Source organism: Streptomyces sp. NBC_01232 (genome assembly GCF_035989885.1).
Taxonomy (GTDB): domain Bacteria; phylum Actinomycetota; class Actinomycetes; order Streptomycetales; family Streptomycetaceae; genus Streptomyces.
Genome location: NZ_CP108518.1, coordinates 7,272,067 through 7,295,354, shown reverse-complemented (window position 1 = coordinate 7,295,354; position 23,288 = coordinate 7,272,067). Strand labels below are relative to the sequence as shown.

The 23,288-nt window shown below is 72.2% G+C and carries 21 protein-coding genes; 9 read left to right on the top strand and 12 right to left on the bottom strand.

Features of this window, described 5'->3' with window-relative positions; genetic code table 11:
* Window positions 1-19 precede the first annotated feature (19 nt).
* The 4 genes from OG444_RS33585 to OG444_RS33570 all read right to left on the bottom strand — a co-directional run bounded on the left by OG444_RS33585 (window position 20) and on the right by OG444_RS33570 (window position 4,402).
* Window positions 20-703: a hypothetical protein gene (locus OG444_RS33585; protein WP_327265642.1), complete on the bottom strand. Its 684-nt coding sequence runs from the start codon at window positions 701-703 to the stop codon at window positions 20-22.
* Between the two features lie 194 nt (window positions 704-897).
* Window positions 898-1,644 carry a succinate dehydrogenase/fumarate reductase iron-sulfur subunit gene (locus OG444_RS33580; protein ID WP_327265641.1) on the bottom strand — a complete coding sequence of 249 codons (747 nt, stop codon included), beginning with the start codon at window positions 1,642-1,644 and terminating at the stop codon, window positions 898-900.
* Window positions 1,641-3,695, bottom strand: a complete 2,055-nt coding sequence (locus OG444_RS33575) for a fumarate reductase/succinate dehydrogenase flavoprotein subunit (protein WP_327265640.1) — start codon at window positions 3,693-3,695, stop codon at window positions 1,641-1,643. Before OG444_RS33575 ends, OG444_RS33580 begins: the two co-directional genes overlap by 4 nt.
* A 2-nt stretch (window positions 3,696-3,697) precedes the next feature.
* Window positions 3,698-4,402: a succinate dehydrogenase gene (locus tag OG444_RS33570; protein ID WP_327265639.1), complete on the bottom strand. Its 705-nt coding sequence runs from the start codon at window positions 4,400-4,402 to the stop codon at window positions 3,698-3,700.
* Window positions 4,403-4,497: 95 nt separating this feature from the next.
* Here OG444_RS33570 and OG444_RS33565 point away from each other — a divergent pair, with 95 nt between their 5' ends.
* Window positions 4,498-5,376, top strand: a complete 879-nt coding sequence (locus OG444_RS33565) for a LysR family transcriptional regulator (protein WP_327265638.1) — start codon at window positions 4,498-4,500, stop codon at window positions 5,374-5,376.
* 73 nt (window positions 5,377-5,449) lie between these two features.
* Here OG444_RS33565 and OG444_RS33560 read toward each other — a convergent pair whose 3' ends face one another.
* A complete protein-coding gene (locus OG444_RS33560; RefSeq protein WP_327265637.1) occupies window positions 5,450-6,130 on the bottom strand; it encodes a TetR/AcrR family transcriptional regulator in 681 nt (226 codons plus the stop codon).
* Between the two features lie 105 nt (window positions 6,131-6,235).
* Here OG444_RS33560 and OG444_RS33555 point away from each other — a divergent pair, with 105 nt between their 5' ends.
* Window positions 6,236-7,309, top strand: coding sequence for an FAD-dependent monooxygenase (locus tag OG444_RS33555; RefSeq protein ID WP_327265636.1), 1,074 nt, complete (start codon window positions 6,236-6,238; stop codon window positions 7,307-7,309).
* Between the two features lie 56 nt (window positions 7,310-7,365).
* On the opposite strand, the gene OG444_RS33550 is transcribed toward OG444_RS33555, so the two are convergent.
* Both OG444_RS33550 and OG444_RS33545 read right to left on the bottom strand, forming a co-directional pair.
* Window positions 7,366-9,603, bottom strand: a complete 2,238-nt coding sequence (locus OG444_RS33550; protein WP_442810683.1) for a putative bifunctional diguanylate cyclase/phosphodiesterase — start codon at window positions 9,601-9,603, stop codon at window positions 7,366-7,368.
* Complete coding sequence (locus OG444_RS33545) at window positions 9,600-10,430, bottom strand: SAM-dependent methyltransferase (RefSeq protein ID WP_327267009.1); 831 nt, start codon at window positions 10,428-10,430, stop codon at window positions 9,600-9,602. Before OG444_RS33545 ends, OG444_RS33550 begins: the two co-directional genes overlap by 4 nt.
* Before the next feature lie 898 nt (window positions 10,431-11,328).
* Between OG444_RS33545 and OG444_RS33540 the strand changes: the two genes are divergently transcribed.
* The 3 genes from OG444_RS33540 (at window position 11,329) to OG444_RS33530 (ending at window position 13,093) form a co-directional block, all read left to right on the top strand.
* Window positions 11,329-11,454, top strand: coding sequence for a hypothetical protein (locus OG444_RS33540; RefSeq protein WP_327265635.1), 126 nt, complete (start codon window positions 11,329-11,331; stop codon window positions 11,452-11,454).
* Window positions 11,455-11,493: 39 nt separating this feature from the next.
* A complete protein-coding gene (locus tag OG444_RS33535) occupies window positions 11,494-12,264 on the top strand; it encodes a bestrophin-like domain (RefSeq protein WP_327265634.1) in 771 nt (256 codons plus the stop codon).
* Between the two features lie 250 nt (window positions 12,265-12,514).
* Window positions 12,515-13,093, top strand: a complete 579-nt coding sequence (locus tag OG444_RS33530) for a hypothetical protein (protein ID WP_327265633.1) — start codon at window positions 12,515-12,517, stop codon at window positions 13,091-13,093.
* 114 nt (window positions 13,094-13,207) lie between these two features.
* Here the strand turns inward: OG444_RS33530 and OG444_RS33525 are convergent, their stop codons facing one another.
* Window positions 13,208-13,726 carry a hypothetical protein gene (locus OG444_RS33525; protein ID WP_327265632.1) on the bottom strand — a complete coding sequence of 173 codons (519 nt, stop codon included), beginning with the start codon at window positions 13,724-13,726 and terminating at the stop codon, window positions 13,208-13,210.
* Between the two features lie 364 nt (window positions 13,727-14,090).
* On the opposite strand from OG444_RS33525, the gene OG444_RS33520 reads away from it, so the two are divergent.
* Entirely contained in the window at window positions 14,091-14,753 is a 663-nt protein-coding gene (locus tag OG444_RS33520; protein ID WP_327265631.1) for a class F sortase, read from the top strand.
* Window positions 14,754-14,795: 42 nt separating this feature from the next.
* Here the strand turns inward: OG444_RS33520 and OG444_RS33515 are convergent, their stop codons facing one another.
* From OG444_RS33515 to OG444_RS33505, 3 genes are all read right to left on the bottom strand, one after another.
* Window positions 14,796-15,692 carry a polysaccharide deacetylase family protein gene (locus OG444_RS33515; protein ID WP_327265630.1) on the bottom strand — a complete coding sequence of 299 codons (897 nt, stop codon included), beginning with the start codon at window positions 15,690-15,692 and terminating at the stop codon, window positions 14,796-14,798.
* 114 nt (window positions 15,693-15,806) lie between these two features.
* Window positions 15,807-19,109 (bottom strand): bifunctional lysylphosphatidylglycerol synthetase/lysine--tRNA ligase LysX, encoded by a 3,303-nt coding sequence (lysX, locus tag OG444_RS33510; protein ID WP_327265629.1) that lies wholly within the window; start codon window positions 19,107-19,109, stop codon window positions 15,807-15,809.
* A 205-nt stretch (window positions 19,110-19,314) separates the two neighbouring features.
* Complete coding sequence (locus tag OG444_RS33505) at window positions 19,315-20,511, bottom strand: CapA family protein (protein WP_327265628.1); 1,197 nt, start codon at window positions 20,509-20,511, stop codon at window positions 19,315-19,317.
* Window positions 20,512-20,812: 301 nt separating this feature from the next.
* On the opposite strand from OG444_RS33505, the gene OG444_RS33500 reads away from it, so the two are divergent.
* From OG444_RS33500 to OG444_RS33490, 3 genes are all read left to right on the top strand, one after another.
* Window positions 20,813-21,352 carry a sigma-70 family RNA polymerase sigma factor gene (locus tag OG444_RS33500; protein ID WP_327265627.1) on the top strand — a complete coding sequence of 180 codons (540 nt, stop codon included), beginning with the start codon at window positions 20,813-20,815 and terminating at the stop codon, window positions 21,350-21,352.
* Between the two features lie 228 nt (window positions 21,353-21,580).
* Complete coding sequence (locus tag OG444_RS33495) at window positions 21,581-22,045, top strand: hypothetical protein (protein WP_327267008.1); 465 nt, start codon at window positions 21,581-21,583, stop codon at window positions 22,043-22,045.
* 105 nt (window positions 22,046-22,150) lie between these two features.
* A complete protein-coding gene (locus OG444_RS33490; protein WP_327265626.1) occupies window positions 22,151-22,858 on the top strand; it encodes a DUF4913 domain-containing protein in 708 nt (235 codons plus the stop codon).
* 18 nt (window positions 22,859-22,876) lie between these two features.
* Here OG444_RS33490 and OG444_RS33485 read toward each other — a convergent pair whose 3' ends face one another.
* Window positions 22,877-23,263, bottom strand: coding sequence for a hypothetical protein (locus OG444_RS33485; RefSeq protein WP_327265625.1), 387 nt, complete (start codon window positions 23,261-23,263; stop codon window positions 22,877-22,879).
* Between the last annotated feature and the right edge of the window lie 25 nt (window positions 23,264-23,288).

The window sequence follows — 23,288 nt, the reverse complement described above, 5'->3', positions numbered from 1 at the left end:
CCGATCCGCCGGCTGCGGCTCAGACGTCGCCGGCGAGCAGTTGCTGGGGCAGTTCGCGGAAGCTCCACCGGCCCTGACGGCGGGTGAACATCCAGACGAGGTCGTGGCGGTCCGGCCAGCCCGCCGGTGTGCCGGGGACCTGATGGGCGCCGAGCGACCGGACCAGGCGCGGGATCCCGCTGTGCTCCCAGCAGACGAGTACGGGCATGGGCGCGGCCAACGCGGCCTGCGCGAGGGCCGCTTCGGCGCCGACGGCGAACTCGGTGCGGACGGGGGTGCGCAGTGCGGCTGCCAGGGCCGCCACGGTCTGCCGGCAGCGCGCCGGGGCGCGCTCCTTGCCGCTCGGCTTCCCGCCGGCGGCGAAGACCGCCGCGGGGCGGGGCAGGAAGGATCCGGAGCTCGGCGGGAAGAGCCGCGGGAGCTCCTCGGCCCGGCGCCAGCCACGGCCGGCCAGGGAGCCGGGATCGTCCTCGCCGTCCGCGTCCCGGCCGACGCCACCGGCGTACGGCTTCTCCGCGTGCCGGATCACCATGATCAGCGCGTCCTCGGGCCCGGATTCATGGCCGGCTTCGGGGCCGCGCGCAGGGGTGCGGAGGGCTTCGGGGGCTTCGCCGCCGGAGCATGCGGAGACGGCCAGCGGGGCGAGGGCGGCGGCCAGCACGGCTCGGCGGCGCGGTCCGGACCCGACGGGGGCTTCTGGCATGGGGTCACTGTCCCCCATGGCCCGGGTGCCGCCGGGGTGCGGCACGGGGCCGGACCGCGGCGGTCAGCCGATCGGCGCAGGGGCGGGCCCGCGGCCACGGGGCGGGGAGCCGGTGGGCCGGTGGGCCGGTGGGACAGGGACCGCAGAGGCGGAGACGGGGGCGGAGAGGAGGGAGGAGGCGGGGCGGGGCGGGTTCAGCGGGGACCCTTGCGCACCGCCCGCAGCCACTCCTTGTTCATCGCGGCGATCGAGGGCAGCGGAATGCCCTTCGGGCAGGCGGTGGCGCACTCGCCGGTGAGGGTGCAGCCGCCGAAGCCCTCGTCGTCCATCCGGGCCACCATGTCCAGCACGCGCGTCTCGCGCTCCGGCGAGCCCTGCGGGAGGACGTTCAGGTGGTTCACCTTGGCGGAGGTGAAGAGCATGGCCGAGCCGTTGGGGCAGGCCGCCACGCACGCGCCGCAGCCGATGCATTCGGCGTGCTCGAAGGCGAAGTCGGCGTCGGCCTTGGGCACGGCGGTGGCGTGCGCCTCGGGGGCGGCGCCGGTGGGGGCGGTGATGTAGCCGCCGGCCTGGATGATCCGGTCGAAGGCTCCGCGGTCGACGACGAGGTCCTTGACCACCGGGAAGGCGGCGGCCCGCCAGGGCTCGACGTCGATGGTGTCGCCGTCGGCGAAGGACCGCATGTGGAGCTGGCAGGTGGTGGTGCGTTCCGGGCCGTGGGCGTCGCCGTTGATGACGAGGCTGCAGGCGCCGCAGATGCCCTCGCGGCAGTCGTGGTCGAAGGCGACCGGGTCCTCACCGCGCAGGATGAGGTCCTCGTTGAGGGTGTCGAGCATCTCCAGGAAGGACATGTCCTCCGAGATGCCGTCGACCTCGTACGAGGCCATGTGGCCGGGGGCGTCGGCGCCGCGCTGGCGCCAGACGCGCAGGGTGAGCTTCATGCGTAGCTCCGCTGGGTGGGGTGGACGTACTCGAAGACGAGGTCTTCCTTGTGCAGGACGGGTGCGGCGCCGGTGCCCTGGTACTCCCAGGCGGCCGCGTATGCGAACTCCTCGTCGCGGCGGGCTGCTTCGCCGTCGGGGGTCTGGGACTCCTCGCGGAAGTGGCCGCCGCAGGATTCGGCGCGGTGGAGCGCGTCGAGGCACATCAGCTCGGCGAGTTCGAGGTAGTCGACGATGCGGTTGGCCTTCTCCAGCGACTGGTTGAACTCCTCGCCGCGGCCGGGGACCTTGATGCGGCGCCAGAACTCCTCGCGGATCTCGGGGATGCGGTCGAGCGCCTTGCGCAGTCCCTCCTCGCTGCGGGCCATGCCGCAGTACTCCCACATCAGTTCGCCGATCTCGCGGTGGAAGGAGTCGGGGGTGCGGTCGCCGTCGACAGCGCGGAGTTTCGCCAGGCAGTCCCGGGTCTCGCGGATCGCCGCGGCGGCCTCGGGGTGGCTGTCGTCCACGGTGTCCTCGTGCGGGTGGCGGGCCAGGTAGTCGTTGATCGTGGAGGGGAGCACGAAGTAGCCGTCGGCGAGGCCCTGCATCAGGGCGGAAGCGCCGAGGCGGTTGGCTCCGTGGTCGGAGAAGTTGGCCTCGCCGATGGCGAAGAGACCGGGGACGGTGGTCTGGAGGTCGTAGTCGACCCACAGGCCGCCCATCGTGTAGTGGACGGCGGGGTAGATCCGCATGGGGACCTCGTACGGGTTCTCCGCGGTGATCCGCTCGTACATCTCGAAGAGGTTGCCGTACTTCTCGGCGACCTTGTCCCGGCCCATGCGGCGGATGGCGTCCGCGAAGTCGAGGTAGACGCCCTGGCCGCCGGGGCCGACGCCGCGGCCCTCGTCGCAGACGTTCTTCGCGGCGCGGGAGGCGATGTCGCGGGGCACGAGGTTGCCGAAGGAGGGGTAGATCCGCTCCAGGTAGTAGTCGCGCTCCGCCTCGGGGATGTCGGCCGCGGCGCGGGTGTCGCCCTTGGCCGTGGGGACCCAGATGCGGCCGTCGTTGCGCAGGGACTCGCTCATCAGGGTGAGCTTGGACTGGTGGTCGCCGGTGCGCGGGATGCAGGTGGGGTGGATCTGCGTGAAGCAGGGGTTGGCGAAGTACGCGCCGCGCCGGTGCGCCCGCCAGACGGCGGTCGCGTTGGAGTTCATGGCGTTGGTGGAGAGGTAGAAGACGTTGCCGTAGCCGCCGCTCGCCAGTACCACTGCGTCCGCGTAGTAGGTGGAGATCTCGCCGGTGATCAGGTCGCGCGCGACGATGCCGCGGGCCACGCCGTCGACGACGATCAGGTCCAGCATCTCGGTGCGGGCGTGCATATCGACGTTGCCCGCGGCGATCTGCCGGGAGAGCGCCTGGTACGCGCCGAGGAGGAGCTGCTGGCCCGTCTGACCGCGGGCGTAGAAGGTGCGGGAGACCTGGACGCCGCCGAAGGAGCGGGTGTCGAGGAGGCCGCCGTACTCGCGGGCGAAGGGGACGCCCTGGGCCACGCACTGGTCGATGATCTCGACGGAGATCTGGGCGAGGCGGTGGACGTTGGACTCGCGGGCGCGGAAGTCGCCGCCCTTGACGGTGTCGTAGAAGAGGCGGTGCACCGAGTCGCCGTCGTTGCGGTAGTTCTTCGCGGCGTTGATGCCGCCCTGGGCGGCGATGGAGTGGGCGCGGCGCGGGGAGTCGGAGAAGCAGAACTGGACCACGTGGTAGCCCTGTTCGGCGAGTGTCGCTCCGGCCGCACCGCCCGCCAGGCCGGTGCCGACGACGATGACGGTGTGCTTGCGGCGGTTGGCCGGGTTGACGAGCTTCGCCTCGAAGCGGCGGCGGTCCCAGCGGTCCGCGACGGGGCCTTCGGGGGCCTTGGTGTCGGCCACGGGCTCGCCGGTCGTGTAGCCGGCGTAGTGCGGGTGTGGTTCGTGCCCGTGCTGCTCGCGCTCGTGCGGCTTGTGCCCGTGCTGCTTGTGCCCGTGCTGCTGGTGCCCGTGCTGCTGGTGGTCGTGCTGCGGGTCGCTCATGGTCAGTTCACCACTCCGGTCATGACGGCTACGGGGACGGACACGAAGCCGGCGAAGAGGACGAGGGCCAGCCCGTTGGCCAGGAACTTCAGCGTCCGCTCGCGTCGGGCGCTGCCCGCGCCGAGGGTCTGCGCCGCGCTCCAGAAGCCGTGCCGGACGTGCAGGCCGAGGGCGGCCATCGCCACGATGTAGATGGTGTTCCCGTACCAGGTGGAGAAGGTGGAGAGGACGTTCTCGTACGGGTGCCCGGCCCAGGCGCGCTCGTTGACGGTGAGCGTGGTGAGGTCGAGGAGGTGCCAGACGATGAAGAGGCCGAGGATGATCCCGCCCCAGCGCATCGTGCGGGTGGCGTAGCTCGCGCGGCGGCGCTTGTGGGCGTACTTCACCGGGCGGGCCTTGATGTCGCGGCGGCTGAGCTGGTAGGCGGACACGGCGTGGGCGGCGACCGCGGCGAGCAGGACCACGCGGACGATCCACAGCGCCCACTCGTGGTGCAGGAAGGGCGAGCCGAGGGTGCGCAGCCAGTGGGCGTAGCCGTTGAACTCGTCCGCCCCGAAGAAGATCTTGAGGTTGCCGAGCATGTGCACGACGAGGTAGCCGAGCATGATCAGGCCGGACACGGCCATCACGGACTTCTTGCCGACGGAGGAGTCCCAGATCGTTCGCGTGATGGACGGCCGTCGATCCGTCCGCGTTGCCAGAGCCATGTCCTCGACGGTAAGGACGAAGGTCCCGAAAGGTCCAAGACATGATGGAGCTGATCTCGATAGCCACTGCCTATCCAGCGCGATAGCCTGGGCCGATGCAGTTCCAGCAGCTCCTCTACTTCGTGGCCGTCGCCGAGACCCGGCATTTCACCCGGGCCGCGGAGCGGGTGCACGTGGCCCAGCCCTCGCTCTCCCAGCAGATCAAGGCGCTCGAACGGGAACTGGGGGCCGAGCTGTTCAGCCGGGCGCGGGGCAACATCACGCTGACCGACGCGGGCGAGACGCTGCTGCCGCTGGCCCGGCGGATCCTGGCGGACGCGGACACCGCGCGACTGGAGGTCCAGGAGCTGGCGCAGCTGCGCCGGGGTCGCGTCCGACTGGGTGCCACGCCGAGCATCTGCACCGGCCTGCTGCCGGACGTCCTGCGGACCTTCCACGACGCGCACCCGGGGATCGAGCTCCTGATCGAGGAGAGCGGCTCGCTCGACCTCGTACGGGAGCTGGCGCGCGGGGCCCTGGACCTGGCTCTGATCGCCCTGCCGCTGCCCCCGTCGGCTCCGGCCCTGACCACGGTGGAGCTGCTGACGGAGGACCTCGTGGTGGTCTCGTCCGCGGAACGCCCGGCGCCCGGCGGGGGCGGCGAGCTGACCATCCCGGGGCTGCGGGACGAGCCGATGGTGATGTTCCGGCACGGCTACGACCTGCGGGAGCTGACTGTGGCGGCCTGCCGCGCGGAGGGCTTCGAGCCGGTCTTCACCGTGGAGGGCGGCGAGATGGACGCGATCCTCGGCTTCGTCCGGGCGGGGCTCGGTATCGCGGTGGTCCCGGCGATGGTGGTGGACCGCGCCGGTCCGGGCCTGCGGGTGACCCCGCTGGCCGGCTCGCCGCTGCGCCGCACGATCGCCCTGGCCCACCGCACCGACGTTGCTCCGCCGCGCGCGGCCCGCGAGCTGAAGCGCATACTCACCGGCTGACCCCGCCGACGCCCCGGCCGACGCCGCGGCCGGAGCCAGGGCCGGAGCGTCGGCGAGGCGGGCGCAGACACGGTCATTCCGCGGCGGAGGCCCGGGCCGGATCCGGGGCCGGGGCCGGGGATATGGGCAGGGCCCTGTCGAGGCCGTCGGCCAGCATCGCGAAGGCTTGATCGGCGTCGGCCACCGCTGCCGGGTAGGCCTCGTCGGCGCTCCGGCCGGAGTCGATCCGTCGGAAGTTCTCCCGGCCCAGCTCATGGCGGACCGCCACCAGGTGCATCGCCGCCAGGCGGGCGGCGAGCGGGGTCAGCGCCTCTGCCTCGAACACGGCGGCGAGCAGATCCACTTCACGGTCGGTGTAATGCCTCAGCCGGCTCTGCAGGCTGGCGGTGCTGTAGAGGAGCCGCTGGAAGGCGACCACGTTCGGATGGTCGCACAGCCCGGTGATCGGGTCCCGCTCGGCCAGGGCCGCCAGGAAGTGCGCGCGCATCGCGCCGGCCGGCGTCCGACCGGCGGGCCGGTCGCGCACGATGCGGGCCGCCTCGTCCTGATGGTCGGCGAACCGGTCGAGCAGCAGGTCCTCCTTGCTCGGGAAGTACCGGAAGAGGGTGGGCTTGGAGACCTCGGCCGCGGCGGCGACCTCCGCCACCGACACGGCATCGAAGCCCCGCTCCAGGAAGAGCTCCAGCGCCGTCGCCGCCAGCTGGCGACGCGTACGGAGCTTCTTGTTCTCGCGCAGACCCGTCGTGTTCTCCATGCGCACAGCGTAGCACGGATAGGTGACCGAGTTATTTTTTTAACCGGGTTGCTTTTTCTCTCGAGAGCCGCTTTCCTTGAGGCAACGACGAGGAGAGGACATCCCATGACCGATGTACTGATCACCGGCTCCGGCCCCACGGGACTGACGCTCGCCTGCGACCTCGCACGGCGCGGGGTCGCCGTGCGCGTCATCGACCGGCGCAGCGCGCCCCACCGCGAGTCCCGCGGCAAGGGGCTGCTGCCGGGCAGCCTCGAGATCTTCGAGGAGCTCGGGGTGCTCGAGACCCTGGCAGCCATCGGCAGCCGCAGAGTGGTCCTGCGCAAGTACTTCGACGGGGAACACATCAGCGACACCCCCACTGACGCGGGGCTGCTGATCGGGCAGTGGCAGATCGAGGCGGCCCTGCGCGACCGGCTCGCCGGGCTGGGCGTGCGGGTCGAGTACGGATCGGAGCTCGCCGGAATCACCCAGGACGGGTCCGGGGTGCGCGCGGAGCTGGCTGACGGCACCGTGATCGGCGCCCGCTATCTCGCCGGGTGCGACGGCGGGCGCAGCACCACCCGCAAGCTGCTCGGCATCCCGTTCGAGGGCAACGGTCAGGAGGAACCCGCGATGGTCCTCGGGGACGTCAGCGCGCCGGGGCTCGGCCGGGACGTCTGGCACCAGTGGTTCACCTCGGAGGGCAGCGGGATCCTGCTCTGCCCGATGCCGGGGACGGACTCCTTCCAGCTGCAGGCCTCGCCCGAGCGCAACGACCGGGGTGAACCGCTGCCGCCCTCCCTGGAAGGCTTCCAGCGGCTCTTCGACCGCCACGCACGGGTGCCGGGGATCCGGCTCGCCGAGGCCACGTGGATCTCGGCCTGGCGGGTCAACGTCCGCATGGCCACGCGGATACGGGAGGGCAGGGTCTTCCTCGCAGGGGACGCCGCCCATGTGCAGCCGATAGCCGGCGGGCTCGGCATGAACACCGGCATCCAGGACGCGGCGGCCCTCGGCAGGACGCTGGCGGCGGCCCTCACCGGGGACGCCGGGGAGGAGGTGCTCGACGCGTACGAGGCGGAGCGGCTGCCGGTGGCCGCGGAGGTCCTGGCTGACACGGCCGAGCGGTACGAGCGGGTCCTGGAGGCCGTCCGGACCCCCGGCCGCGGGACGGAGGTCGGCCTGGAGCGGGCATGAGTCGGCGCGGGCCGTCGCAGGCCCGGCTCCCGGATCCGCCCTCCCGACGGCGGACGTCAGGAGGGCGAGGGCACCGCGTCCGAGAGGGACAGGGTGTGGATGCGGTCGGGGGCGCCGGGCCGGGCGTAGTACCAGCCCTGCGCGGTGTCGCAGCCGAGGGCGCGCAGCTGGGCGGCCTGGACTCCGGTCTCCACGCCCTCGACGGTGACCGCGAGTTCGAGGCTGTGGGCCAGGGCGACGATGCCCTCCACGATCTTGACGTCGACCGGGTTGGCGGGCTGCTGCTGCATCCCCTGGGTGAAGGAGCGGTCGAGCTTGAGGACGCTGACCGGCAGCCGCCGCAGGTTGGCCAGGTTCGAGTAGCCGGTGCCGAAGTCGTCGAGCGCGATGTCCACGCCGAGGGCGGCGAGCCGGCGCAGCGGCTCCAGGAGTTCGTCGTCGGCCCCTATCAGGGCCGATTCGGTGACCTCCAGGCACAGGGCGCCCGGGGCGAGGCCGGACTTCTCCAGCACCGCCACGGTGTCGGCGACCAGGCCCGGGTGGTGCAGCTGGGTCGGCGAGAGGTTGACGTTGATCCGCAGGGCGGCGCCTCCGTGCTCGCGCTGCCAGATGCGGGCCTGGCGGACCGCCTCCTCCAGGACCCAGCGGCCGAGCGGCACGATCAGCCCGGTCCGTTCGGCGAGCGGGATGAAGCGGTCCGGGCCGAGGACCCCGTACTGCGGGTGGGACCAGCGCACCAGCGCCTCGGCCCCGTGCACGCTGCCGTCGCGCATGTGGACCAGCGGCTGGTACTCGATGAAGAACTCGCCGCGTTCCAGCGCCGCCGGCAGGGCGTTGGTCAGGCCGTGGCGGGTGATCGCGCGGGCGTCGGCCTCGGCGTCGGCGAATTCGAAGCGGTTGCCGCCGGCCGCCTTGGCCCGGTACATCGTGATGTCGGCGCTGCGCAGCACCTCCGCCGGGGTGCGTTCCCTGGCCGGGCCCTCGACGATGCCGATGCTGCCCCGGACCGAGAGCTCCCGGCCCTCCAGCGGGATCGGCGTGGACAGGGCCGCCAGGATGCGGACCGCGAGGTCGGTCACCTTCTGTTCGGTGTCGGCGCCGGTGGTCAGGGCGACGAACTCGTCACCGCCGAGCCGGGCGACGACCTCACCGGGGCCGGTCGCGCAGCTCTGCAGCCGGTCGGCGACCTCCACCAGCAGCCGGTCCCCCGCCGAGTGCCCGAGGCTGTCGTTGACCGCCTTGAAACCGTCGAGGTCGAGGTAGCACAGGCCGTACCGGTCACCGCCGGCCCCGCTCAGGGCCTTCTCCAGCCGTTCGAAGAACAGCGTCCGGTTGGGCAGGCCCGTGAGGGCGTCGTGGGTGGCCTCGTAGCGCAGGCGCAGATTCAGCAGCCGGCGCTCGGTGGTGTCCTCCATCAGCGCCAGCTGGTACTGCGGCTTCCCCTCGGCGTCGCGCAGCAGCGACACCGTCAGATTGGTCCAGAGCACGGTCCCGTCGTGCCGGTAGTACGGCTTCTCCACGCGGTAGCTCTCGCGCTCGCCGCGCACCAGCTCGCCGTACATCCGCCAGACGTGGGGGGTGTCGTCGGGGTGCCCCCACTCGCTGACGTTGCGGCTGCGGACGTGTCCCTCCAGCCCGCCGAACATCTGCAGCAGGGTGTCGTTGACCTCCAGCACGTTCCCGTCGAGGTCGGCGATGCCGATGCCGACGGCCGCGCCCTCGAAGACCGCCCGGAAGCGTTCCTCGCTCGCGTGCAGGGCCTGTTGCGCGTCGGTGCGGGCGGTCAGTGCGGAGCGCGCGATGGCCTCCTGCTCCCGGAGGGTGCGCTCGCGCAGGGCCCGGGCGTATCCCGCCGCGATGCCGTGCTGGAGCCGGGCGCAGCGGGACCGGTACTCCTCGGTGCCCTCCACGCCGGAGCCCTCGGGCCCGTCCGGGCCGCAGTAGAGCACCAGGTACGACTCGATCACCCCGAGGGTGCCGGCCAGGGCCTCGGGGTCGGTGCAGTGCACGGCGACGAGTTCCGCCCCGACCTGCTGGGCGACCGAGGCGTCGAAGGGCCTGGCGTGCAGGGCGCCGGTGAGCGTCCGGGTCAGGGGGAGGAGGTGCCGTTCGAACTCGGTGCGGGTCAGTGAGGTCGCCGTGACGGGGAAGATCGCCCGTCCCCAGATCGTCGCGAAGCGCGCGATCCGGTCCTCGATGCCACCGTGCGGGGCCGCCGCGGACTCCGTGGCCGGTGCCGCGGCGGGCGCCGCGGTGGCGCCCGGCGCGCCCGCCGTCTGTGCCGGAAGTCTCACGCCTTGCGTCCCACGCCGCCGAAGCCCGAGAAGGCATAGGGGTCCTCCGGCGTCTCTGCGTCCTCCCCGTCCACCGGCCGGTCCGGCCGCCAGTCGGGCATGGACACCAGGCCGGGCTCCAGCAGCTCGAACCCGTCGAAGAAGCCCCTGATCTCCTCCCCGGAGCGCATGACGAGGGGGTTGCGGATGTCCCGGTACACGCCCACGGTGCCGCCCGCGACCTCCGCGGGGAGCGGGATCCCCTCGTACGAGGCGTGCGTGAGGATCAGGAGGCTGCCGGGAGCCAGCGCGTCGCGCAGCTCGGCGACGGCGGCGTACGGGTCGTCCGCCTCCTCCAGGAAGTGCAGGACGGCGACGAGCAACAGGGCGACCGGGCGGCCGAGGTCGAGCAGCCGGGTCACCTCGGGGGCGGCCAGGATCTCCCTGGGCTTGCGCAGGTCGGCGGCGACGATGCCGGTGTGCTCGTCCCCCGTGAGGACGGCGCGGCTGTGCGCGACGGCCACCGGGTCGTGGTCCACGTAGACGACGCGGGCCTGCGGGGTCGCGGCCTGGGCGATCTCGTGGACGTTGCCGAAGGTGGGGATGCCGGAGCCGATGTCGAGGAACTGCGTGACGCCCTCGGCCACGGCGTGCCGGACGGCGCGGCGCATGAATGCCCGGTTGGCCTGCATGATCTTGGGCAGTCCCGGCATGAATTCCATGGCACGCCGTGCCGTCTGCCGGTCGACCTCGAAATTGTGGGACCCGCCCAGGTAGTAATCATAGATGCGGGACACGCTCGGCACCGATATGTCGATGCCTGGCGGGGCCCAGGCGGGGCGCTCCATCGGGGTCTCCAAGCGTTGGTCCTGCGGTCGTCCGTCCGAGGTCGGACTCCTGTCCGAGCCGAATGTACTGATCATTTCCCAACAGGGCGAGCAAAAGCGGAAATTGGCGATCCGTTCTTCGTCACACACCAAAGGCGCCATCACGCCGGGTGAGGGAATGACCGATACCGACAAGTCCCTTATGGGAATTGTTCGGTGGGCGATCGACCTCACCTCACCACCGCCCCAGAAGTGGCTCAAACCTCTCTGGTCACGGGTCCACCCGTTCAGGCGAACCGGGGCCGAGCCTCGCGTGCCCGGGCGCGCGCGGGCCCATGCTCCCGGGGTGAACAGAGCCTGTGCCAAGCGCCTGCTGGCAGTCCCGGTCCTGCTGTGGGCGGCCTTGACCGTCACGCCGGCCGTGGCTGATAGCCGCGCCTACGCGACGACCGACTCCGGCGACGGCCCGGCCGCCACCGCGGTGGCCGCCGTGGCCGGCGACAGCGACCGCGGACGCGGCCCGCGTGGCGGACATCACGGTGACGACCAGGGCTCCGACCACGGGAAACGTCGTGGGGGCGGCCATGGCGGGGGCCGTCACGGCCACCCCCACTGCCCACCGCCGCCGCCCCCTCCACCGTGCCCGCCGAAGCCGCCGCCGAAGCCCACGCCGCCACCCGAGCCGACGCCGACTCCACCGCCGCCCGAGCCGACTCCACCCCCGCCGCCCCCTCCCCCACCGCCCCCGCCGAAACCGGCACCGAAGCCCGTACCGAAGCCCGTCCTCCCGAAGCCGCCACCGCCCGAGTCGGCGCCACCGCCACCTCGCGTGGTCAGGGCTCCCGCACCGCCACCACCAGCCCCACCCGCACCACTGCCACCACCCGCCCCAGAGGTGAAACCCGCACCGCCGAAACCGGTGGCCCGCCCCGTGTATCGCGCCGCGGCCCGCAAACCCGTCGAGCACCACATCTCGCCGGTGACTTTCACCCTGATGACCGCCGCACCCGCGGTGCTCGCGATCGTCGCACTGCGTCCCCGCTAGCGCTTCTTCCGCCCGACCAGTAACCGATTGGGAGTCATCTTGTCGGAATGGCTCGTCCTGTCCATCGCGATGGCCGCGGCTTGCGCCGTGGTGCTGTCCATCGCCTTCTTCAACCACAGCAGGATCGGCGATGACGACGATCCGAACGAGACCCCGGACGTCATCGAGTACATGACGATGATGATCGGGGTGATCTATGCGATCGTGCTGGGCCTGGCGATCGCCGGAGTCTGGGAGGGCCGCGGAGCCGCCCAGGAATACGTGCGCCAGGAGGCGCAGGCCCTGCACGAGATCAGCGTCCGCTCCGAGGTCTACCCGGCCGAGGTGCGCACCAGGATCCGGTCCGACGTCGACGCCTACGTGACCTACGTGGTGGACACGGAGTGGAAGCGCATGGCCGACCACGGCGAGCTAACCGAACGGGGCGGGGAGCTGCTGGAACGTATCCGCCGGGACGTCACCGACTACGAGCCGCAGACCGACCACGAGGGGCAGGCGTACCAGCCGCTGGTCGACCAGGTCGCGGTGGCCGACGACGCCCGCAGTGCACGCGGCCAGAGCGCCGGGGCCACCATGCCGGGGGTGGTGTGGTTCGGGCTGATCGCCGGGGCCCTGGTGACGGTCGGCCTGATCTTCACCCTGCAGATCAGGCGGTCGTTCCGGGAGTTGCTGCTGGCGGGCCTCTTCAGCGCCCTCATCGCGTTCCTGCTGTTCCTGATCTGGGACTTCGACGCGCCGTTCGGCCGGGGCGTCGCCGCCACCGCCGAACCCTTCCTCGCCCAGTTCTCCCATCTGGACCTCGGCGGCTAGGCGGCTGGCCCGTCCCTTTGGGACCGAGCCGGACCGGGACCGGACCGGACCCGACCGGGCCCGGTCCGGGCCGCCCGCAAACCGGGGACGGGCCTCCCGTCCCCGGTTCGGCCTACGGTCATGCCCCATTCGCCCGTTCCTGATCGCGGGTCACCGTACCCGGACCTAGCGTGTCGGACATCGAGGCGCACGACCCCCCACGTGCGGAAACCGTTCCGCGGCTGCTCCTCGGGGATCCGGAGAACCAACCATGGGTGCGATACGAACCTCCGCCACCGCCCTGCTGAGCGCCGGCGCCACGGGCGCCGTCCTCGCGCTCTGCGTCCTCGGTGCGCCCGCCGCGACCGCCGCCGAGGCCCAGCCCGCCATCACGTCGTTCGGCTTCACCCTCACGCCTTCGACCGTCGCCCCCGGGGGGCAGACGGTCCTCGCGGTCAGCCGTTGCAACGCCGCCTACGCCACCGCCTCCTCCGGGGTCTTCGACACCGTGAGCATCGCGCGCGGCCAGACCGTACGGGTCACCGTGGACCGGGACGCCCGGCGCGGAGCCGTCTACTCGGTCTCCTTCACCTGCAACGGGGAGACCGGCTCGGCCGATCTGACGATCGCCGGCGGCACGACCCTGCCGACCACGAGCTCCACGCGCACCGCCATCGGCGGTGCCGCCACGCCGACCCCCGCTTCCGCCCTCGGTGTGCGCGGCGGCCTCGGCGGCAGCGTGGCGGGCATGGATCCCGTGGAGCTCGGCGCCGGCGCCGGACTGTTCCTCGCCGCCGCGGGCGGCACCGTCTTCGCCCTGCGCCGCAGGGGGTCCGACCGCAGCCACTGAACCCACCGGACATCCCCCGCTACCGCCGGTCGCCCCGAGTCCTCGTCAGGACTCGGGGCGACCGGCGGTAGCGGGGGATCTGCGTCCGGGGAGATACCTGGATGCCCCTGCCCGTCAGGCCCGGCTGCGCAGCGGACGGCGACGGCGCAGCACGTGTGCACCGGCGCCGAGGGCCGCCGAGCCGACGAGACCCGCGCCGATGGCGGTCTCGGCGGTGGACGGGCCGAAGGATCCGCCGATACCGCCCTGCGAGGGGTTGCCCTCGAGGATCGTGAAGCGGTGCGTGGCCACCAGGCTGCTGTCGTTGCACTTGACCGACAGGGTGTGGTGACCCGGCGAGGCGTGGTTGAAGATCCGGACGTTCGCGAAGCCGATCGACCCGGCGGACAGGTTGGCGGGCGGAAAGTTTCCGTGCGACGTGACGGTGCCGCCGTGTCCGCAGCCCGCCGCGCTCACCTGCATCGTGGCGCCCTGGTGCACGGAGTACGGGTTGACCGAGATGTTGCTGGGACCGTTCCCGCCCCCGTTGCCACCCCGGCCGCCGGGATCCTGGTTCGCGGAGGCGAGTGGGGCACTGAGGCCGATCGCGGCGCAGGCTGCCGCCGTCACGGTAAGAGCGCGCAAAACACGCATGATGGAACCTCCAGCGGGAAGCGCCCCGGAGCGTCGGCCCCGGATGATCGACGAGAACGCCTCCCACGTCGAACCCTCGGGTCGTCCCGCAATCTGCGCATTTCCGGCTTTGGGCCGCCCGGTTGAGCGACACGCCGAAGCGCCGACGGCGCAACTGACGGATCCGCAGGTCACGACCCGTCAGGCATTTATGTGACGATTACCTGGATGGGCGCACCCCGTCCGGCCCCCTCCGGGTGGCGGCCACCCGTTCGCCCCTCCCCCCTCGCCGTCCTGCCGACCCGGCCTTAGCGTGCGTGAAGTAGGGCGTACTGGGGCGGGACGGGAACGCGGGTCGGGACCCCCGCGTCGGGAAGGGAGAACGATGGGCGAGGACGAGACCGGGCAGTCGCGCAAACGCTCACCGTGGGGCGCGCTCGCCCTGGTCATGCTCACCGGCCTCGCCATGGTGCGAAACGGTGTGAACCTCGACGACGGGCCGCCCCAGCCCACCGCGGCCTCCGCCGTCGCGGTGACGGGCGGCCGGCTGCCCGCGGCCGCACCGAGGCCGCCGGCGGACATGGAGGTGCTGGAGCACTCGTCGGTACAGCGCGTCCGCATCCCCACGATCAACGTGGACGCGCCGGTGATGACGGTCGGGCTGGACGCGGAGGGCTGGATCGACGCCCCGCCCCCGCAGGACCGCAATCTCGCCGGCTGGTACCTCAACGGCATCTCGCCGGGCCAGCAGGGCTCGGCGGTGATCGTGGGCCACGTGGACAACGCGCAGGGCCCCGCGGTCTTCTACGGCCTGGGCTCGGTCAAGCCGGGCAACCGCATCGAGGTGGAGCGCTACGACGGCCGCACCGCGGTGTTCGAGGTCTACGGCGTGGAGGTGTTCTCCAAGGAGGCCTTCCCCGGAGCCCGGGTGTACGGGGACACCGGGCATCCGGAACTGCGCGTGATCACCTGCGGCGGCGGATACTCCAAGGCCCGCGGCTACGACGGCAACGTGGTCGTCTTCGCCCGCATGGTGGAGGCCCGCTGAGCCCCGGACCGTCCAAAGCGTCCGGCGCGGCCGGCCCCCGGTTCAGCGGGGCGGCAGCGCCGGGAGCGTCATCCGGTAGCCCTGCGCGAGCAGTTGGGGCAGGTACGAGGAGATGGCCTGGACGCTCTGCGAGCGGTTGCCGCCCGCGTCGTGCGAGAGGACGATCACGCCGGGCGCGGCGCCTCCCAGGACCCGGGAGATGATCGTCGGGGTTCCCGGTTCCTTCCAGTCCAGGGTGTCCACGGTCCAGGCGAGCGGCTCCATGCCCAGCTCGGCCCCGATCTCGAAGGCGGCGCGGTTCCAGGCTCCGTAGGGTGCCCGGAACCACACAGGCGCCTCTCCGACGGCCTTGTGCACGACCTCGCTCGTGCGGCCGATCTCGGAGGCGAGAGCGGGCCGGCTGAGCTTGGGGATGAGCGGATGGGTCCAGGTGTGGTTGCCGATGACGTGGCCCTCGTCGACCATCCGGCGCAGCAGGTCCCGGTTCTCGGTGGCCATCTCCCCGCAGACGAAGAACATGGCGCGTACGCCGTACCGGGCGAGCGTGTCGAGGATGGCGGGGGTGTAGCGGGGGTCCGGGCCGTCGTCGAAGGTGAGCACCATGCCGCTCGACGCGGCGGCCTCGGCGGACAGTTCCAGGATGGGCCGGGTCCGTACGGCCGGCTTCGCGGCGGCCTGGCGCACCGGTGCCTCGGCGGTCATGGGCCGCAGCCGGTACGACTTCTCCGGCATCCCCTGCGCCCGCAGCCCCGGCGCACCCGCCGCGGGCTGCGCCCCCGGCCCGCCCGGTGACCCGGAACCGGGCCCGCCACCCGCTCCTGGGCCCGGGGCGCCGTCCTCACCACCCACGCCGATCAGGCCGGTGGCGGCGGCGACCCCGAGGAAGACGGCGGTGCGCAGGACCGTGCGCCGCCCTACTGTCGGCTCGTCGTTTTTCATTATTACTACGTATCAACGACATGGCCGAAGTTGTCGAGAGGCGCGGACGCACCCTCTTCCCCTCACCCGCTCGGCCCACGCCGGGGGCCGTCCCCGGACGGGCCGGCGGAGCGGTCAGCCTCGGCGGACCAACGGGAACGGGAGCGTCTCACGGATCGTCAGGCCCGTCAGGAACATGACGAGGCGGTCCACGCCGATGCCCAGGCCGCCGGTGGGCGGCATCGCGTACTCCAGGGCGTCCAGGAAGTCGTTGTCGAGTTCCATCGCCTCCGGATCGCCGCCCGCCGCGAGCAGCGACTGGGAGGTGAGGCGGCGGCGCTGTTCCACCGGGTCGGTCAGCTCCGAGTAGGCGGTGCCCAGTTCGGTGCCGAAGGCGACCAGGTCCCAGCGCTCGGCGAGCCGGGGGTCCCGGCGGTGCTGGCGGGTGAGCGGGGAGACGTCGGTGGGGAAGTCCTTGTAGAAGGTGGGCAGCTTGGTGCGCTCCTCGACGAGGCGCTCGTACATCTCCAGCACCACGTCGCCGCGGGTGTCCTCGGGGGCGTGCGGGACGGACGCGCGGTCGCACAGCCTGCGCAGCGCCTGTTCCTCGGTGTCGGCGTCGACCTCCTCGCCGAGGGCCTCGCTGATGGCTCCGTACATGGTCTTGACCGGCCAGGTTCCGGAGATGTCGTGGACGACGAGCTTCCCGTCCGGTCCGGCCTTGTGGGCGATGGGCGAGCCGAAGGCGGCGGTGGCGGCGCCCTGGATCAGCTCGCGCGTCAGGTCGAGCATGACGTCGTAGTCGGCGAAGGCCTGGTAGGCCTCCAGCATCGTGAACTCGGGGTTGTGCTTGTAGGAGACGCCCTCGTTGCGGAAGGTGCGGCCCATCTCGAAGACCTTCTCCATGCCGCCGACGCAGAGCCTCTTGAGGTACAGCTCGGGCGCGATGCGCAGGTACAGGTCGAGGTCGTAGGCGTTGATGTGGGTGCGGAAGGGCCGGGCGTTGGCGCCTCCGTGGATCTGCTGGAGCATCGGGGTCTCGACCTCCAGGTAGCCGCGGTCGAGCAGTCCCTGGCGCAGGGCCTGGACCGCGCTGGAGCGGGCCCGTACGACGTCGCGCGCCTCGGGGCTCGCGACGAGGTCGAGGTAGCGGCGGCGGACGCGGGCCTCCGGGTCGGCGAGGCCCTTGCGCTTGTCGGGGAGGGGGCGCAGGCACTTGCCGGTGAGCTGCCAGGACCGGACCACGAGGGACAGCTCGCCGCTCCTGCTGGCGCCGGCCTCGCCGCTCACGAGCACGTGGTCGCCGAAGTCGACCTGGGAGGTGAAGGAGTCCAGTACGTCGGCCCCGGCCTCGTCGCGGGTGAGCATCAGCTGGATGTCGCCCGACCAGTCGCGCAGGACGGCGAAGACCACGCCGCCGAGGTCGCGTACGAGCATCACGCGCCCGGCGAGGGTGGCCTCGGCGCCGGTCCGGGAGCCGGGCGGGTGAGTGGGGTGGGCGGCCTTCAGCTCCGCGACCGTGTGCGTGCGCGGGCGGATGCCCACCGGGTAGGGGTCGGTGCCCGCCGCCCGGATGCGGTCCAGTTTGGCGTGGCGGACCCGGACCTGTTCGGGCAGCCGCTCGGCCTCGGCGCCCGCGGTCTCCTGCTCCACGGCGTCCAGGCCCATGGACTCGATGGAGGGCAGTCCCTCGGTGGTGGCGGGGGCCGTGAGGCCCTTGGGGTGGCCGTTGCCCCACAGGGTGCGCAGGCTGGGTACGGAGACGAAGCCCTCGGCGATGCCGGAGGCGAGGCTGACCCGGGCGAGCGAGCCGGCGTCCTGGTAGCAGAGGAACCGCGGGTACCACTCGGGGTTGTACTTGACGTTCGAGCGGTACAGCGCCTCCAGTTGCCACCAGCGGGAGAAGAAGAGGAGCAGTTTGCGCCACAGCTTCAGGACGGGGCCGGCGCCGATCCGGCCGCCCTCCTCGAAGGCGGAGCGGAAGACGGCGAAGTTGAGGGAGATCCGGTGCACGCCGAGGCCGGGGCACGCGGCGCAGAGCTGGGCGACCATGAACTCCATGACTCCGTTGGGGGCGGTGCGGTCGCGGCGCATCAGGTCGAGGGAGATGCCGTCCCTGCCCCAGGGGACGAAGGAGAGCAGGGCGATCAGTTCTCCCTTGCCGTCGAAGGCCTCGACGAGCAGGCAGTCCCCGTCGGCGCGGTCGCCGAGCCGGTCCAGAGCCATGGAGAAGCCGCGTTCGGTCTCGGTGTCGCGCCATTTGTCGGCGCTCTCCACGATCCTCTGCATCTCGTCCTGGGAGAGGGCGGAGTGGCGGCGGATGACGGTGGTGGCGCCCGTGCGCCTGACCCGGTTGACGGCCTGGCGCGTGACGCGCATGTCGCGCCCGTCGAGGTCGAAGTGGGCGACGTGCAGGATGGCCTCGTCGCCGAGCTGCAGTGCGCCGAGACCGGAGCGGGCGTAGGCGGTGGCGCCGTCCTCGGAGGCGCCCATGACGGCGGGCTGCCAGCCGTAGCGCCCGGCCACGGCCAGCCAGGCGTCGATGGCGGCGGTCCAGGAGGCGGGGTCGCCGACCGGGTCCCCGCTGGCGAGGCAGACGCCGGCCTCGACGCGGTAGGTGACGCCCGCCTTGCCATTGGGGGCGAAGATGACGGCCTTGTCGCGCCGGGTGGCGAAGTAGCCGAGGGAGTCGCCCCGTCCGTAGGCGGCGAGGAGGGCGCGGATCCGGGGTTCCTCGTCGCCGTGCAGGGCGGCGGTCAGGCGCTGGGAGCGGAAGAGGGTCATGGCCGCGTTCAGCAGGGCGACGGCGCCGAAGAGGCCGAGCAGGAAGTACAGCGGGCGGGGCGGGTGGCCGTCGAACTGCCGGGCGGAGAAGAGCCCGCCGAAGACCTCCTTGGCGGCCCAGTCCAGCCACTGGCCCTTGGGCAGGGTGCCGGGGAAGAGGGCGACGAGCGCCCAGCCCGCGAGTACGGCGGCGAGCATGCCGAGGCCGAGCACGATCAGGGCGTGCCACAGGGCCCCGGGCCGGGAGGCGGCGTAGAACTCGTGGCGGGCGGCGATCAGCAGGGCCATCGCGGCGACGGCGACGGCCATGGAGGGGATGCCGATCCAGTAGTCGCCGACGGCCATCACCAGCACGTCGTCGAGGATCAGCAGGGCCAAGTAGGTGATGACGATCCACCAGGCGACCTTCTTGCGGGTGCCGAGGGCCGCGGCGAGGAGGAAGAGGAAGACGGCGTAGGCGAGGTTCGCGCTGACCGGGACGACGATCAGGTCGAGGAACCGCACGACGTGCCGCAGGAGCCGCCGCAGCGTGGGGGAGAGCGCGAGCAGGGCGCACAGCAGGCCGAGCGCTCCGAAGAACGCGCCGAATCCGTCGGGCACCCGGTTCAGGAAGCGGTTCCGGGTTCCGCGCGTCTCCTCCACGGTGGCACTCATGGTTCGCACTGTAGGGAGGGCGGGGCCGGTGCGCGCGCCGAGCGGATGCGCCCGTCCCGCGGGCCGGCCGGGCCGGCCCGGGACCTCCCCCGGCCGCGGCCGGGCCGCCGCCTCGTGGGCTCGGTGGCAATGTGCCTGGTCACGGCGGGCCGCCGGCCCGGCAGCGCTGTGGTTCCGTCGCCTCCCGCGCCCTGCGCTCCCCCGGCTACCTGCCCATGGTCAGGCCGTCCTTGGCGGCGCCGCGGCTGAGCACGGCCTCGCTGATGTCGTCGCGGGCGCTCTCGTAGTCCTCGCGGCCGGGGTCCTTGGCGAGGGCGTCGGGCAGGTGGACGACCCGGCCTGCGGACAGGTCCATCATCTGCGGCACGAACTCGGCCTTGGTGACCTGCCAGCGCTGCCCGGCGGCGGCCGGCGGTTCGAAGGTGAAGCGGCCGATCGACCCGTAGTTGCCCCGCATGTCGCGCGCGCCCGTGTGGTTGAACATCTCGCCGGCGACCTGATCACCCATGCCGTAGACGATCCAGGTCCCGTTGACCTTCTCGTAGGGCTGCGGGATGTGCGCGTGCGTGCCGAGGATCATGTCGATGTCGGGGCGGCCTCCGGTCTGCGAGGCGGTCAGCGCCCTGCCGAGCGAGAGCTGGGTCCCGTCCGGTTCGGTCTCCCACTCCGTGCCCCAGTGCACGCTCACCAGCACTACGTCCGCGCCCGCCTTCCGGGCGGCCCGCGCATCCGCGATGATCTTGTCCTGCTTCATCAGGTTGACTGCCCACGGCTGGCCCTCGGGCAGCGGGTAGCCGTTGGTGTCGTAGGTGTACGCGAGGTGGGCGACCTTGGCGGAGCCCGCCGTGTACGTGGTCACGGTGGCCGCCTCGGCGGCGGTCCGGGCCGAGCCGGCGTGCTTCAGCCCGACCTTGTCGAAGCGGTCCAGGGTGCGGCGCAGCCCCGCACCGCCGTCGTCCAGGGTGTGGTTGGAGGCCGTGGAGCAGCCGTCGTACCCGGCGTCCTTCAGCCCGTCGGCGACCTCCGGCGGGGACGTGAAGGCCGGGTAGCCGGAGAAGGGCCCGCCCTCCTCCCCGTAGATGGTCTCCATGTGGCAGAGGGCGAGGTCGGCCGCGGAGACCACGTTCCTGACTCCGGAGAACATCGGCCCGAAGTCGTACCCGTCGCCCTCCGCGTCGTTCGCCGCGCGCTGGATGACGGAGGTGTGCGGCAGTACGTCGCCGCTCGCGACCAGGGTGAAGCCCTTGGCGGCGGGCGATCCGGCGGCGCTGGAAGGGGTGGCCGGTGCGCCGGAGTCCCCGAGACGGGCGGGTGCGTTCCCGCCCGCCGAGCATCCGGCGGCGGCGGACAGCAGCAGGGCCGACAGGAGGGCGAGCACCTGCGGCCGGGTTCGCGTGGTCATGGGCCCGACTCCCGACTCCCATTAATACGATTATCTGACATGTGATCACATGCAATCCATATAACTACACGCCGTAAGTCAAGGAACGGCTCCGCCGCACCGGCCGCGGCTCACCCGTTCGGCGGGCACCGCCGTTCGCCGCGCCATTCGACCGTTCACCGCCCCGCACGGCCGCCCGGCGGACGACCGGGGTGCTTGGGCGCAAGGCCGCAGCCGGACGGTTCCGGGGCGGCTCCATGCAGGTCAGGGTGGAGGCGTCGCCACTTCCACGGCCCCCCGCGCACCCCGGAAGGAGCCCCTCGTGCCGCTCTCCCCCACCCTCCTGCGTACGGATCCCGAGGCGCTGGCCGAACTCCAGCGCGACCACGGGCGGGCCCTGTTCGGCTTTCTGGTCGGCCTCACCGCCGGGGACGCCCAGCGCGCGGAGGACCTCGTGCAGGAGACCCTCGTACGGGTCTGGCAGCACCCGGAGGCCCTGGCCAGCGGGCACGACTCCATGCGGCCCTGGCTGTTCACAGTGGCGCGGCGGCTCGCGATCGACGCCCGGCGGGCCCGGCTGTCCCGGCCGCTGGAGGTGGACCCGGAGGGACTGGAGCAGGCCCCCGAGCCCCAGGACGCGGTGGCCGGTTCGGTCACGGCGATCGACGTCAGGAGGGCCGTGGGGTCCCTGGGGCCGGAGCACCGCGAGGTGCTGATGCAGGTCTACTTCCGCGACCGGTCGGTGGCCGAGGCCGCCGCCGAACTCGGCATCCCGGCGGGCACCGTCAAATCCCGTACGTACTACGCCCTCCGCGCCCTGCGGAAGGACCTCCAGGGCTACGGATACGGTCTCGGCGCCTGATCCCGCGACCGGGGGACGGATCGCGTATCGCCGTGAACAGATGCGGACCGGACATAAAACGCGTCGATTTCGGCATCAGACCGTGCAAGTTGAGTAAACATCCCCCGCTCCGCGAGCCGCTCGGTGAAGGCTCAGGGCTGACGACGGGACGCTCGAAGCGCGGGAGAAGGTGGAACGGTGCAGCCCGAGGGTAGTAACGGCACCAGTGACGGCGGGCTCGCGGTGCCCATGGCCTGGCTGTACGCCGAGTACATCGCGGACGAACTGCTGCGCACGGGCCGGCTCATCCCGGTCAGCACGCTGGAGTTCCGGGCCGGACGGGACACGCTCGCCCTGACGATCTACCTCTCGGACGCCGCCGGCGAGCTCTCCGGGATCCGGGTGGTCTCACAGCTCGACGAATGGCTGTCGCTCACGGCGTACGGGCACCCCTGGCGCGACTGGGTGCACACCCGGTTCCTCGCCCTCGGCGAGGAGGCCCGCGAGCGCGGCGAACGCGAGGACCCCGACCTGGAACTGGCCCGAGCGGCATGGCGCTGGCTGGACGGCACCGAACTGTTCGCCACCAACCTCGACCCCGGACTGCCCGACCACACCGACTTCCCGCCGGGCCTGGACGAGAACGCGCGCGTGTGGACCCCGGCCTGGCAACTCGGTCTGCCGCTCGGCCACTTGGCGATGCACCTGTTCTGAACCGGTGAACCGGGACGCACACGAGTGCCGTGACCCAGGTACAGGAGGCTGAACTCATATGATCAGCACACTCCTTACCTGGCGTGAAAGGCACTCCTCAGCTCCATGGACAGCAAAGCGATCGAGAACGCGCAGCGGGTTGCGGCGCGGGTGACGGCCGAAGCCGATGGTGACGCCTGGAAGGAACACCACTGGACGGTGGCCCGCTTCCTGGCCGGCTCCCGCTCGGCCGCGGAGGAGGACCACTGGAGGCGGCAGCTGGGCGACTGGCGGGAGCGGCTCACCGCCTCCCTCGCGGCGGACGCCTTCGCCGAGGTCGCCGAACTGCAGGAGCTCCTCCTGGGCTGGCTCCTGACGGAACTCCGGCGCAGTGACGACGCCCTGGGCTCGCTGTTGGCGCTGTACCCACTGCCCCGGCCGAAGCGGGAACCGCGTTCCGTCTTCCCCATGCCGGCGTCGGAAGTCTATGGCGACGGACCCGAGTTCTACTTCGGCGACGTCTTCGCCTTCGTCACCGACTACCTCGCGGTCACGGTCCGCCGCCCCTTGGACGGTACGTCCGCGACCTGGTGTCCGACGTGGTGGGAACACCCGGAGGCGGGGGCCCGGCTGTCCGCGCTCTGGCTGGCCTGGGAGCACCTGCGGCACGATTCGGCCCTCGGCATGACGACGTGGTGGATCCAGCACGCCGATCCGCACCTCAAGGTCCTGATGGACCCCCGGCAGGGCCCGTTCGCCTCCTGCTCCCCCTCGAAGGGGCACACGCCGACACCGCTCGGCCCGCTCCCGGTGGACCCGTACGAGCCGGCCTAGGCCTCCTCCGGACGCCCGCTACGTCCGGTCGGCCGGATCCATCACCAGGCCGGTGAAATCGGCCTCGTTGCGCTCCGCCCGGGTGACGTACCAGCGGGCGACGATCCACATCGCCGGGTACACCAGCAGGCCGAGCACCACCCAGACCAGCGGCTCCGAAGCGTCGCGCGACAGCGCGAACACCAGCGGCAGCGTCCCCACCAGCGACACGAGCGCCGCCAGCGCCCCCAGAGCGGCGCGCAGCTGGCTGCGCATGAGGGCCCGTACGTAGGTGGCCCCGAGGGTGGTCTGCTCGGAGATCTCCGAGCGGGCGGGGGTGTGCGGGGGCGGCCGGCGGCGGGCGCCCCGGGGAACCCCGGTGACGATCTCGCGCCGGGGCGGCGACTGCTGCTGCTCCTCGGCCATGGTGGCGGAGTCTACGCAGCGGCCT